Here is a 12,574-nt window from a genome sequence, read left to right on the forward strand (position 1 = left end):
GTGCAAAAGGGGAGGGGGAACGCCCCCCCCCTCCCTCCCGTTCATCGGGGTACTAAAAAAGTTTATGCCCCCCCATTTATTTTTTTTTTTTATAAAATTTTGATTTTAAATGATGTCTTGCCCCCCCCCCCCACGGCGTGACGGGTTTCGTAAATTTAAATCCCATTTCGAAATAAAAATTTTAACAATAGACGCTGGGGGGGGGTCGGTTTTTTGACCCGCCCCGCCGCAAGCGTAAGGGTAGCACAAGGGGACACCCTCGTTTTGCTGCAAGCAAAGCAAACCCGAGAGCCGCCAGGAGGGATGAACTCCTGCCTTCCTAAGGTTTATCCGGGGCTAGGCGCAACCGCCTCATTTTTTCGTAGGTAATCGTGGGCCCCGCTGGGTCGCTCTTGTTTGTCCTGACATGCGCTTCCTGTTTGCAACCACCGCGTCAAGAATGTCCGCCGCCAAGCGACGATCAGCTTCATCGAGCAGTGACAATGCGTCCAGGAACCTCTTCTTTTGAAGATCGGCTTCCTGCGTGAGCGGCACCTCGAAAAAGCTCGCGACGGGCACATCCAGTTCACGAGCAAACGTGATCAATGTGTCCACCGAAGTGCGGGAGTGCCGGTTTTCTATGTTGGAAACAGCTTGCGTCGATAGACCCGCACGAGAGGCGAGTTCCTCTTGGGACACTCCCCGCGCCTGCCGAAACTCCCTCAATCTTTTAGCTATGATGTCGTGCATCCCCGCCCCCGTCGGCGACGGGACGCCTCGAAAAACTGTAGCGCGGCCGGCATTCTGATGATTCCCTTGGTCTGAGGGCGACGGAGGTGGCACGGATGGCCGGTCAAGCTGGGCTGTTTGATCTTCAGGACCGCTACGCGGAACTGAGCAAGAGCGGGGATCCGCTGGAACGTCTGTCGCTGGTGGTGGACTTCGAAGTGTTCCGCCCGACGCTGAAGGCGGCCCTGGGACGCAAGGATCGCTCCAAGGGCGGCCGGCCGCCGCTGGACGCGGTGATGATGTTCCAGATCCTGGTGCTGCAGGCGCTGTATGGGCTGTCGGACGAGCAGGCCGAGTAGCAAGTGTGTGACCGGCTGTCGTTCATGCGGTTCCTCGGGCTGGGGCTGGGCGACCAGGTTCCGGACCGGACGACGATCTGGCTGTTCCGCGAGACGCTGGTGACGGCGGGAGCGATGAAAGGGGTGTTTGCCCGCTTCGACACGGAATTGAAAGAGCGCGGCTACGTCACCCTGAGCGGCCAGATCGTCGACGCCTCCATCGTGGAGGCGCCCCGGCAGCGGCTGACCCGGGAGGAGAAGCGCCATATCCGTGACGGGGAAGACCCGCCCTGGCCGCCCGCCAAGGCGCGCCAGAAGGACACGCAGGCGCGTTGGACGGTGAAGCGTGGGCGGGTCAAGGCGAAGCCGGCGCCGACGCTCGACGGGTCCGAAGCGCGCATGGTGGGAGGCCTGCTGATCCCGGCCTTCGGCTACAAATCGCACATCAACGTCGATCGCCGGTTCCGGTTGATCCGGCGTTTCACCGTCACCGACGCGGCGCGGCGCGGCGCGGCATGACGGTGCCCAACTGCCGGAGTTGCTCAACCTCGACGCCTTCGACAGCCGGGTATGGGTGGACAGCGCCTATCGCTCGAAGGCCAATGAAGCGGCCATCGCGGCGGCGGAACGCCGCAGCATGGTGCATTTCCGCAAGCCGAAGGGCAGGCCGATGCCGGGGCCGCACCAGTGTGCCAACCGTGCCCGCTCGGCCGTACGGTCCGCCGTCGAGCATGTGTTCGCCGACCAGAAGGCGCGCATGGGGTTGTTCATCCGCACCATCGGCCTGGGGGGCGCGACGGTGAAGATCGGCCTCGCCAACCTCGCCTACAATTTCCGACGCCTGATCTGGCTTGAGGGGCAAACTGCGCCTGTATAGCGTCAAAATCGCCGCATAGTTCCACCTTTTCAGCCAAAATTGACAATTCAACCCCCAAAAGACGCCGCTTTCCCACCCGTGCGGACCTTTCATCGGCCTCAATCCGCGCTCAAGACCGGTTTATCGAGGTGCTCAATCGCTCCGCTGCGCGATGATCTCGCCCTCACGTTGCCCGCTGCGGCCGCGTGACCGTCCCGGCCAGACCTGCCGGAGACCAGATGAGCACCCCGGCTCCTACACCACGCCTCGGGACACGATCCGAAGCCGCGTTGAACGCCAGGTTGGAGCGCCTCCGCGTGCGCCTGGCCCGGTTCGCCAACCCAGCCGACATCGCCGCCGGGCTCGGCCTCGACATTTTGCTGGCGCCCCCTGCGGCCGAGAAAGCGGCGGACGCCGTGGGGGGCGAGGAGGACCGTCAGGACGGCCCGGCCATGCGCGTGCTTCTGGCCAGCCCGCCGCCCACCGGGGACCGCGACTTCAGGCCCATCCTGGACAGGATCAGGACGACGCTCGACGGCGAGGTTCCGCTAGCCCCGGCCCCCGACCCGGACGACCTGTGCGCCGCGCTGGAACGGGAGTTCCCGTGGTTCGGCGCGGTGGTCGAGCGCGTCCACGACGACCTCCTGCTCGGCGCCCGCTGCGGCCGGACCTTCTTCGGGCTATCCCGCCCGTTGCTGCTCGCCGGTCCGCCCGGTGTCGGGAAGACGCGGTTCGCCCACCGCCTGTCCCGGCTCGCCGGACTGCCGATGGGCGTGGTCAACGCGGCGGGGGCGTCGGACAACCGGCTCCTCCAGGGCACCGCCCGAGGCTGGGGAACGGTAACGCCGTCCCTGCCGGTCCTGCTCATGCTCCGGGACAGAATGGCGAACCCTTTGGTTCTGGTGGACGAGGTGGACAAGGCGGGCGCGCGACTTCGACGCGCTGTTCGCGGGATGCCTGGCCGACGCGGCGGACGACTACGAGTGTGCGGTGGCGGTGTTGCCCGAGATTGCCCCGGCGGCGCTGGACGCGATGCGCGAGGGGTTCGTCCGCGGGCGCCTCCAGGCCCGCCAGCTTGCCGCCCTGGTCCGGCGCGCGCTGGTCGCCGGAGCCAAGGCGGAACGGACGCTGCGGTGCTGAGCGCCCGCCCCGCCGTTACTCCGCCTGCGGGCCGCCCACGACGATCAGTTGTCTCCGCGACCTGGGCGGCTCGCCTCCAGATCGCCCTGCCACTCGACAGTACCGTGGAGCGCCAGCGTCTTCTCCTCCTGCTTGAGGCGGATCAAGCGGCGAAGCCCCTCCTCGACGACGGCCTCCTTCGTGGTCAGTCCGGTGGCCGCCATCGCCTCGGCAATCAGAGCATCATCGATGTCGATATTGGTGCGCATGTCGCACTCCCTGATGAGGACAGCCAACTGTTCTCGCGTTCGATGCGATCCTTCGTGCTCGTGCCTTCCATCGCAGCAGGAGAGCGGTGGCAAGAAACGCTACAGCATGATCGTCGCCGGACATCCTATACCGGATCAGTGGTCCATTCCCTTATGGCCCATCTGTCGGTGCCCCGTGGGTCCGTGATCCATCTGGTCATGACCCATGGCGCCGTGGTCCATCGTGCCGTGCATGGACATGCCGTGGACCATGGACGGGTCCAGCTTGATGGCGCTGGCGTCGCCGGGGTAGCGGTCGACGACGCTCTTCAGGAGCCCGATCTCGTAGGTCTGGTCCTGGACGATGTCGTAGTTCATGGTGCGCAGGAAGCTGTTCTCGCCGTTCGGATCGGCGTTGTAGTCCCGCGCCATGTCGAGCGCGCCCTGGTGGTGCGCGATCATCGCCTTGGCCCAGCGGACGTCGTACTCGTCGACCGCGCCGGATGCCGTCCAGAGGTCGAGCGCCGTCGGCGGCGGCGCCTTGATGTAGGACAGGCGGTGCTCCAGCCCCTCGGTGGCGACAAGCCGCCGGACGAGCTTGGTCGAACCGAAGTCGGCCAGCACCGTCGGCGGCTGCTCGACCTGGCGCTTCACCTCGTCGAGCACGGCGATCTCGTACTCCTGGTTGGCGATGATGGCGCCTGCCATGCGCCGCAGCACCGGGTTCCGGCCCTTGGCCAAGTACTCCTCGGACATCGTCAGCGCACCCGCGTGGTGATCGCGCATGCCGGTCACGTAGTCGAGGTCGGCCCTCACGGCTGCGGAGTCGGCCGCACCGCCCGGGACCAGAGCGAGCTCGTAGACGGCGGTCTCGTGCCAATCCCCGCCGCCACCGCCGTCGGCCATGGCCGCCGACGCCGCGGAGAGCGTCAGGACCAGAGCCAGGGCGCTGCCCAGGAGGGCGTTCTTCTTCGTCACCATGGTGCGTCTCCTCAGGCGATCGGCGTGGCGTCGTAGCCCGCGTCGGCCAGCGTGCGGACGATCAGGTCGGCGCCGACGTCGCCGTCGACGGCAAGGCGTCGGTTGGGCGGGTCAGCCTGGATGGCCGTGACGCCGGGGACGGCAGCCAGGGCTTTGCGGACGGCGTTGGCGCATCCGCCGCACGTCATGCCGGGAACGGTGAACTGCAACATTGGTATCCTCCTCGACGGAGTCCTTCCGGACCGCTCCGTTATGTCTCTGGAGGCAGCCTCCACCTTCCAGTCGTTGGAAGGTCAATGCTCCTGTGGACGCCTTCCGATGTGCCGCACGCATGCCTCATCCGCTTTGACGGCATGCGCAGCCCTCGTACATGAAGCCCAGGAGCCTGATGCCGGGGACGTAACCCGCTTTCAGGTCCGTGATGCGGAACCCGGCAGCATGAATGAGGTCGTCCATCTTGCGATCCAGATGACAGCCTCCCGCGCACCTCGACCACACCGGTGTCAGGCGGTGCTGCCAGCGGCGGACGCCGGGGTCAGGCGCGAGGCCGTGCTCGACGAAACGCAACTGTCCACCCGGCCTGAGCACCCGGCGGGCCTCCCGCAACGCCGTGACCGGATCGGGTATGCTGCACAGCGACCATGTCACCACCGCCGTGTCGAAGCTGCTGTCGGAAAACGGCAGTTGCTCCGCAGTCTGCTCAATCAGTTTCACAGGGTGGGGTGTCACGGCTGCTGCTCGCCGAGCGAGGGCCAGCAACTCCGGAGAGGGGTCCACGCCGACGACCTCCGTGGCCTCTCCCCCGTAAAACGGGAGGTTGCGTCCGGACCCGATCCCGATTTCGAGAACGCACCCCCGCGCACCGCCGACGACGCGGGAGCGGAAATCGCTGAGCACCGCCTGCCCCATGGCCCAGTCGGTGAGCCGCGGCAGTATGTGATGTTGATACAGGCTCATGCCCTCGTATTCCTGGAGGTTTCCCGCCCGTAGGCCCTTCACGCTTCAAAACGGCTCAATACGTCAGCAGCGCAAACCCCCGGAGTGGTGATCCTCCACGGCGGACAGTGCGGTCGAGACGGTCTCGTCGAACCGCATGTCGACGGCCTTTGAAACGTGATAGGTCATTGCGCTCCTCCGTGCGATGTCAGCCGAGGATTCATGGGCTTATGCAAACGCCCGTCTAATCGATGGCGACATTCCATTAGACTATAGTAATGTCTAATGTGAATGGGGTGGCAGGGGAACAGGCTACGGCGATCGGAGTTCCGAACCACCCCTCACGAGTCTGTGAGCGGAATGCGGGTTGCGCCAAGCCCCCGCCGACCGTAGCTTCGATGCCGGATGACGAGAGGATGCGCGTGCCACACACGGCGAACATGATCCGGGCACTGGTGACGGCACTGCTCGTGCTGGCCACGCTGGTCGCGTTCGCTGGTCCCGGATGGGCCAAGGCGTTCGCCCCTGTGGACACCGTCCGGTCGTTCCCGCCTGCATTCGGCGACACCGTTTTCGCGGAGGAACGGGAGGCGGTCGTTCCGACGGTCCTGACCGCCGCTGACGACACCGACCGGCCCTGCAACGGACGCGACGCATCGACCGGGACGGCACGGTGCCCGACCGCCGTTCCATGCCTCACGGTGTGCGGCGCCCTTTCCAATGCCGCGTCCACTGTTCCACCCCCTTCGGCAGCTGGTGCCGACAGCCACGCGCGTGCCATCGACGATCCGTCGCGCGGCATCACCACGCTCCCCGACCTGCCGCCTCCGCGCCTGTCCGCCTGAACCGCCACAGGGCCGTCGTTGCGCCGGGCATTGCCCGCCGCCAACCGTCCGTGGCCGATCCCCAGCAGGCTTGCCGCTCCACTCCGGAGTGCATGGCCCTGTTCCCTCAGCGGACGGACAACGCGATGTCGATCACTGTCACCCGGCGCCCTTCGCTGGCGCCGCTCGCCGCCGTGTTCGGCGGTACCTACAAGGCTGCGACCAGCCGATTGTTGCGCGCCCTCCCGGCGGCCCTCCTGTTCGCCGTGCTGGCCCCCGTCTCCGTCTCCGCAACAGTCGGTCCCCAATCACCGGCCGAGACCTCGACGGTGCAGATTCTGGCCTCGGTCGACGCCGCCGGTCAGTCACAGGCCATCCTGGCGGGGCTCCGCATCGTCCTGGACGACGGCTGGAAAACTTACTGGCGCTCGCCCGGAGACGCGGGCATGCCGCCCCGAATGGACTGGTCGGGCTCCACTAACGTTGCGTCCGTCGCGGTCCGCTGGCCCGCGCCGCACCGTTTCTCGACCTTCGGCATCGAGACCCTGGGCTACACCGGCGAGGTCGTCCTCCCCCTCGAGGTGACCGTCGAGCGCCCGGGCGAGCCCGTCTCGCTGCGCGGCAAGGTCGACCTGCTGGTGTGCAGCGAGGTCTGCGTCCCGGCCGCGCACCAGGTCGGCCTCGACCTGCCCGCTGGTCCCGCCACACCCGACGCGGCCGCGGGCAACCTGATCGCGCGGTTCGACGCCCAGGTTCCCGGCGACGGGAACTCGTCCGGCGTCACCGTCAAAGGCGCCTGGACCGACCCCGCGCGCGGGGCGCTCGTGGTCCGCGTGGCATCGGCCACGGCGCCGCTGGCGGCTCCCGACGCCTTCGTCGAGGGGGGCGACTGGGCGTTCGCCAAGCCCGAGGTCGCGCGCGAGGACGGCGGACGCACCGCCCTGCTCACGCTGCCCGTCGTCGCCGGACCCGATGTCGTCGGCATGGCCGACAGGCCCCTCACCGTCACGGTCGTCGATGGCGGCCGCGCCGTCGAGGCCAAGGTCACCGTGTCGTCGGAGGCGCCCTTGACGGGCGACCGGCTCGCCGACCTCCTGCCGTTCCTGGCGGTGGCCCTGCTGGGCGGTCTCGTTCTCAACCTGATGCCCTGCGTCCTGCCGGTGCTCTCCCTCAAGCTGATGTCGGTGATCGGCCAGCAAGGCCAGGAGCGCCGCCGGGTGCGGCTGGGCTTCCTGGCGACCGCCTCCGGCGCCATCGCCGCCATGCTCGTCCTGGCGGGCACCCTGGCGGCCCTCAAGGGGGCGGGCGGCATCGTCGGCTGGGGCATGCAGTTCCAGCAGCCCGTCTTTCTCGTCGTCATGGTGGGCGTCCTCGTCGCCTTCGCGGCGAGCATGGCGGGCGTCTTCGAGATCCGGCTGCCATCCTCGCTGTCCACCGCCCTCGGCACCGTCGGGGGCGACGGCCCCGCCGGGCACTTCGCCATGGGCGCCTTCGCCACCCTGCTGGCGACGCCCTGCTCGGCGCCGTTCCTCGGCACCGCGGTCGGCTTCGCGCTGGCCCGCGGCCCGCTGGAGATCCTCGCCGTGTTCGGCGCGCTCGGCGTCGGCTTGGCCGCCCCGTACCTGCTCGTCGCCCTGTTTCCGGGTGCGGTCGCGCTGCTGCCCCGGCCGGGGCGCTGGATGGGCACGCTCCGCCACCTGCTCGCAGTTGCCCTTGCGGCCACAGCAATCTGGCTGGTGACGGTCCTCGCCGCGCAGACGTCGGTCGGCACGGCCGCCAGCGTCGTCGCGGCTACCCTGCTGGCCGTCGGCGCCCTCGCCCTGGCCACCCGGGGCTTCGGGGCCGTGAGCCTCGCGGCCGGGCCGGTGGCCTTGGTCGCGCTCGCCACGGCGGTCGCCATCCCCACCGTCCTCGACCGCGCTGCCCCGGCCGCCGCTTCCACGGCATCGGCGCGGTGGCAGCGGTTCGAGCAGGCGGAGATCGCCAAGCTGGTCGCGCAGGGCCAGACGGTCTTCGTCGACGTGACGGCCGACTGGTGCGTCACCTGCATCGTCAACAAGAAGTTGGTGATCGATCGCGAGCCGGTGGCCGGTACGCTGTCGAGTGACGGCGTCGTCGCCATGCGGGCGGATTGGACCAGCCCCGACCCGGCCATCGCCGCCTACCTCGGCCAGCACGACCGCTACGGCATCCCGTTCAACGCGGTCTACGGGCCGGGCGCGCCGCACGGCATCGTCCTGCCCGAGGTGCTGTCCAAAGGCGCCGTACTGGACGCCGTCCGAAAGGCCCGGACAGCCGGATAACCGCGGCTTCCCCCACGAGTCTCGCAGACACCACGCCCCGCGTCGCGCTTGGCCAGCCGGAACGTCCGAGCGCGACGCTCCCCAGCATCCCGACCGCCGCCTCCGGGTGTCCCGAGCGGCGGTCCGCCCATTCCCATCACGGAGCCAAGAGTCCCATCATGACCTCCCGCCTCGTCACGACCCTGTTCACCGTCGCCGTCTCCGCCGCCGCGTTCGGCGCCGGGGCTGTCGCCATCCAGTCCTTCGTCGCCCCGACCTCCGCCGCGGCCACGGCGGCCCCGCCCCTGGTGGCGGAACTCGGCCCGGATGCCCTGACCCGCGGCCCCAGCGCGGTGGTCGTGGGCAACCCGCTGGGCGACGTGACGGTGATCGAGTTTTTCGACTACCAGTGCCCGGTGTGCCGCAAGGTCCACCCCTTCCTCGAGCAGCTGGTCGCCGAGGACAAGAACGTCCGGGTGATCCACAAGCACTGGCCGGTTTTCGGCGCGCCGTCGATCTACGCCGCCAGGATCGCGCTCGCCGCGCGCTGGCAGGACCGCTACGAACAGGTCCATCACGCCTTCATGAACATTCCCGGTCGCCTCGACGAGGAGAAGATCCGCAAGGCGGCCAGCGAGGCCGGTCTCGACCTGGCACGGGCCGAGCGGGACCTGAAGGAGCGCGACGCTCAGGTGGACCAAGCCTTCAAACAGGCATCCGCGCAGGCGGCCATGCTGAAACTCCAGGGCACCCCGGGCTTCGTCATCGGCAGCTACCTCATTCCCGGCGGCCTCGATCTGAAGACGATGAAGGAGATCGTCGTCGACGTCCGCGCCAAGAAGCGCGACGACAAGCAGGGCTGAACCACCGTGGAGCATCCGTCATGAATCTCGCCGACAATCCGATGAGCCCGCCTCGTGTCCTGCGAGGGACCGCCGCGGCGGTCTTGACCTTCCTGGTGCTGGGAACCGTCACCGCCGTGTGGCCGAACCCCGTGTTCGTCCGCATGACGCCGACCCAGGGGTTCGAGGTCTGGCTGCTCGCCGTCCAGGCGGTGCTGCTTGGGATCTACGTGGCCATCCGGCGACCGATGTGTCCGCCCCGCGGCGCCGGACTGGGCAGCGTTCTCTGGTTCCTGGGGATCGCCTGCCCGACTTGCAACAAGCTCCTGCTGCTGGTCTTCGGGGCGGACCTGCTGCTCGCCCACGTCGAGCCGTACCGCCTTCATCTGGCCGTGGTTGGCGCCGCCGTCACCGCGGCGGCGGTCGCCTGGGAATGGAGGCAGCGCCGCCACGCGGTGGTCTGTCCGGTCGACATGTCGGGCCACGACCTCCGGGAACGCATCAGACCTTCCTAATGTTTGCAGGGCATGACGGCGCCGCCCCTGAGCGCGGCGCCGTCCACCGGAACCGACACAGGAGGGAACCATGCTGCCCGCCACCGCGTCGCGCGTGGAGAACGCCACGTCCGCGGAACTCAACCGCCGCTTCGCCGCCGAGATCGAGGAGAGCGTCCGCTTCCACGCCGAGCACCCGGAAGAGATCGACCGGCGCCTAAACGAACTCGACCACGAGTGGGACATCGAGCGCACGCTCGAAGCCAACGCGGCGACGCTGGCACTGACCGGAACCGTGCTGGGCGCCTTCGTGGACCGCCGCTTCCTGGTCCTGCCCGCGGTCGTGACCGGGTTCCTGCTCCAGCACGCGCTCCAGGGCTGGTGCCCGCCGGTCCCGGTGTTCCGCCGCCTGGGCGTCCGCACCACCGCCGAGATCGACCGCGAGCGGTACGCGCTCAAGGCTCTGCGCGGCGACTTCCGGCGGCTTGACACGACGTCCCCGAACACGACCCCGCGCCAGCGCGCTGAGGCGGCGTTGGACGCCGCCGTGGCATGACCCACCCGAGGTGCCCGCGGCCGGTATCGGTCCGGGCTCCCCGGCGACCCGCACACAAACGGAGCATCGCATGACGGACCGCTTGAGGGTGGACGACCGCTTCACCATCGAAATGACACCGCCGACCGCTGACCGCGTCGGGGAACTGGCCCGCGAGGGCTTCCGCTCCATCGTGAACCTGCGCACCCCCGGCGAGAAGGATGAGGTCCTGTCGCCGACCAAGGAGGGTGAGATCGCCCGGAGCCACGGCCTCGCCTACCTGAGCATCCCGGTCTCCCCTCAAGACATGAACGAGGCCACCGCCGAACGCTTCGACCGTGAGGTCGCGGGCCTGCCGGGTCCAGTCGCCATCCATTGCGCGTCGGGGCGCCGCGCTGGTCTCTTCACCTTCATGCATGTCGCCCGCATCGAGGGCCTGTCCGGCGACGCGGCGGCGGCCAAGGCTGAGGCGATGGGCTTCCAGTTCGGGACGCCGGAGATGAAGGCGTTGTTCAAGCGCTACGTGGACGGCGGAAAGACGCAAGGAGGAGCGCCGTGATCTTTCGTCAGCTGTTCGAACCGGAATCCTCGACCTACACCTACCTGTTCGGCTGCCGCGACACGGGCCAGGCGATCCTGCTCGACCCGGTGATGGAGACGGTCGAGCGCGACCTGGCGCTGATCCAGCAACTCGGCTTGCGGCTCGCCGTGACGCTCGACACGCACATTCACGCCGATCACATCAGTTCGGCCTGTCGGCTGCGCAGCCTGACCGGCTGCAAGGTGGCCTATCCAGCGATGGACGGGCTGCCGTGCGCCGACATCGGAGTCGCCGAGGACCAGCCGCTCACCATGGGCAGCCTGACCTTCAAGCCGCTCCACACCCCGGGGCACACCGACACGCACCATTGCTACCTCGTCGAACGCGGGGACACGCCGCGGGTGTTCACCGGTGACGCCTTGCTGATCGACGGCTGCGGCCGCACGGACTTTCAAAATGGAAGCACCGAGGCGCTTTACCGCTCGGTGCGCGAGAAGATCTTCTCACTGCCGGACGACACGCTCGTCTACCCCAGCCATGACTATCAGCACCGGCACGTCTCGACCGTCCTCCAGGAGCGGGAACGCAACCCGCGCTTGGGCGACGACAAGAGCCTTGAGGAGTTCGCCTCGATCATGGCGAACCTGAACCTGCCGTACCCGAGGAAGATCGACGTCGCGGTCCCTGCGAACAGCCTGTGCGGCGACTGCCCCGATGATGCGCCCGAGGCGCTGCACCGCATCGGCGACAAGTCCTTCCAGGGCGTGCCCGCATAGTCCGTCGGAAGCGCCCGCGATGTCGTCCTGCACGGGGCGGTTCTCCCGACCGGCCACCTGACTCGGCTGCGGGCTGGGCGATTTCACCCTGCCTCTCCGGGGCGTGCGGAAGGTGCGTTCCATGCAGCCCCGGAGCCTCGACTTTCCACTTTTCAAGGACCGGACCATGACCATACCGCATCACCGAACCGCTCTGTCCCTCGGGCTCGTGGTGGCGCTTGCCGCCTGCACCGGCACAGGAAGTGTGGCGCCGTCCGTCAGCCCGCAGGGCCGCGCCGAGAGCACGAAGACCAATGTGCTCGAGGCCGGGGCGGCAGTTCTTCAAAGAACCGCGCCGCTCGGCGGAATGGATGTTTACCTCGTCGGCTTCCATCCCATGAAGAACCAGACAAACCACCAGATGGAGGCGCACCACTTCTGCCGCCAAGTGAATGAAGACTTCGCCCAGTGCGCACTGTTCGACGGCAACACCGCGAACGCTAACCTGACGGGTGTCGAATACATCATCTCCGAGCGCCTGTTCGAGCAGTTGCCGCGGCAGGAGCACCAGTATTGGCATCCCCACAATGGTGAGATCCTGTCCGGACAGCTGGTGGCGCCGAACCTGCCCGATGTTGCCGAGCACGAGTTGATGAAGAGCAAGATGAACAGCTATGGCAAGACCTGGCACACATGGCAGTCCGAGAAGGGCACGCAACCGGGTGACAGGATGCCCTACGGCCCTCCCATGCTGGCTTGGTCGTTCAACCGTGACGGCGAGGCTCAGCCTGGGCTGGTCGAGACCCGCGATCGCGAGATGAACATGTCCACCGCGGAACGCCGTCGTGCCCGACAAGATCTCGTGCCCGCTGCCCGACCCCAGGAGGGCGTGGACACCCTCAAGGGCAGGTTCCCGCGGCCTGCTCAGGACATTCCCGGGGTGGTGGACAAGCGTGCAGCGCGGTGATCGCACTGCGCAGGGAGAGTGGCGCGGCGTCCAGGAGCCACCCGGTGGCCACCGCCGTCGTACGGTGAGAGACGGCTGTATCTGGCTCCGGCCGCCGTGTCCTGCCTATGGCAGGGTACTATCCGGTGAGCAAACGTGCCATGCTGCC

The 12,574-nt window shown here is 67.8% G+C and carries 14 protein-coding genes and 2 pseudogenes; 11 read left to right on the plus strand and 5 right to left on the minus strand.

The features are described from left to right. Positions 1–351: 351 nt before the first annotated feature. Positions 352–729, minus strand: coding sequence for a helix-turn-helix domain-containing protein (locus tag DS837_RS10235; RefSeq protein ID WP_149164643.1), 378 nt, complete (start codon positions 727–729; stop codon positions 352–354). A gap of 95 nt (positions 730–824) precedes the next feature. Between DS837_RS10235 and DS837_RS10240 the strand changes: the two are divergent. The 3 genes and pseudogenes from DS837_RS10240 to DS837_RS32015 all read left to right on the plus strand — a co-directional run bounded on the left by DS837_RS10240 (position 825) and on the right by DS837_RS32015 (position 3,042). Next, positions 825–1,923, plus strand: a pseudogene (locus DS837_RS10240) (IS5 family transposase). Positions 1,924–2,354: 431 nt separating this feature from the next. Then, positions 2,355–2,822: pseudogene (locus tag DS837_RS33300) on the plus strand (AAA family ATPase); the annotation flags it as partial. Positions 2,823–2,892: 70 nt separating this feature from the next. Then, on the plus strand, positions 2,893–3,042 hold the full coding sequence (locus tag DS837_RS32015) for a hypothetical protein (RefSeq protein ID WP_170295804.1): 150 nt from the start codon (positions 2,893–2,895) through the stop codon (positions 3,040–3,042). A gap of 44 nt (positions 3,043–3,086) precedes the next feature. On the opposite strand, the gene DS837_RS10245 is transcribed toward DS837_RS32015, so the two are convergent. From DS837_RS10245 to DS837_RS10260, 4 genes are all read right to left on the minus strand, one after another. After that, on the minus strand, positions 3,087–3,290 hold the full coding sequence (locus DS837_RS10245; RefSeq protein WP_149164644.1) for a type II toxin-antitoxin system VapB family antitoxin: 204 nt from the start codon (positions 3,288–3,290) through the stop codon (positions 3,087–3,089). A 135-nt stretch (positions 3,291–3,425) separates the two neighbouring features. Continuing rightward, positions 3,426–4,250, minus strand: coding sequence for a DUF305 domain-containing protein (locus DS837_RS10250; RefSeq protein WP_149164645.1), 825 nt, complete (start codon positions 4,248–4,250; stop codon positions 3,426–3,428). 11 nt (positions 4,251–4,261) lie between these two features. Then, the gene (locus DS837_RS10255) at positions 4,262–4,462 is read right to left on the minus strand and encodes a heavy-metal-associated domain-containing protein (RefSeq protein WP_149164646.1); all 201 of its coding nucleotides are present in this window, start codon (positions 4,460–4,462) and stop codon (positions 4,262–4,264) included. 124 nt (positions 4,463–4,586) lie between these two features. Beyond that, the gene (locus DS837_RS10260; RefSeq protein WP_149164647.1) at positions 4,587–5,207 is read right to left on the minus strand and encodes a class I SAM-dependent methyltransferase; all 621 of its coding nucleotides are present in this window, start codon (positions 5,205–5,207) and stop codon (positions 4,587–4,589) included. A 395-nt stretch (positions 5,208–5,602) separates the two neighbouring features. On the opposite strand from DS837_RS10260, the gene DS837_RS10265 reads away from it, so the two are divergent. From DS837_RS10265 to DS837_RS10300, 8 genes are all read left to right on the plus strand, one after another. Continuing rightward, on the plus strand, positions 5,603–6,031 hold the full coding sequence (locus DS837_RS10265) for a hypothetical protein (RefSeq protein ID WP_149164648.1): 429 nt from the start codon (positions 5,603–5,605) through the stop codon (positions 6,029–6,031). 125 nt (positions 6,032–6,156) lie between these two features. Next, a complete protein-coding gene (locus DS837_RS10270) occupies positions 6,157–8,313 on the plus strand; it encodes a protein-disulfide reductase DsbD family protein (RefSeq protein WP_247889850.1) in 2,157 nt (718 codons plus the stop codon). 158 nt (positions 8,314–8,471) lie between these two features. Further along, complete coding sequence (locus DS837_RS10275; protein ID WP_149164649.1) at positions 8,472–9,155, plus strand: DsbA family protein; 684 nt, start codon at positions 8,472–8,474, stop codon at positions 9,153–9,155. 20 nt (positions 9,156–9,175) lie between these two features. Then, complete coding sequence (locus DS837_RS10280; RefSeq protein WP_149164650.1) at positions 9,176–9,649, plus strand: hypothetical protein; 474 nt, start codon at positions 9,176–9,178, stop codon at positions 9,647–9,649. A gap of 70 nt (positions 9,650–9,719) precedes the next feature. After that, a complete protein-coding gene (locus DS837_RS10285) occupies positions 9,720–10,184 on the plus strand; it encodes a hypothetical protein (RefSeq protein ID WP_211102166.1) in 465 nt (154 codons plus the stop codon). Between the two features lie 70 nt (positions 10,185–10,254). Further along, the gene (locus tag DS837_RS10290; RefSeq protein WP_149164651.1) at positions 10,255–10,722 is read left to right on the plus strand and encodes a protein tyrosine phosphatase family protein; all 468 of its coding nucleotides are present in this window, start codon (positions 10,255–10,257) and stop codon (positions 10,720–10,722) included. Next, positions 10,719–11,480 (plus strand): MBL fold metallo-hydrolase, encoded by a 762-nt coding sequence (locus DS837_RS10295; RefSeq protein WP_149164652.1) that lies wholly within the window; start codon positions 10,719–10,721, stop codon positions 11,478–11,480. Before DS837_RS10290 ends, DS837_RS10295 begins: the two co-directional genes overlap by 4 nt. Positions 11,481–11,646: 166 nt before the next feature. Beyond that, positions 11,647–12,426 carry an OBAP family protein gene (locus DS837_RS10300; protein WP_149164653.1) on the plus strand — a complete coding sequence of 260 codons (780 nt, stop codon included), beginning with the start codon at positions 11,647–11,649 and terminating at the stop codon, positions 12,424–12,426. Positions 12,427–12,574 lie beyond the last annotated feature (148 nt).

Source organism: Azospirillum brasilense, from assembly GCF_008365405.1.
Lineage (GTDB): Bacteria > Pseudomonadota > Alphaproteobacteria > Azospirillales > Azospirillaceae > Azospirillum > Azospirillum brasilense_D.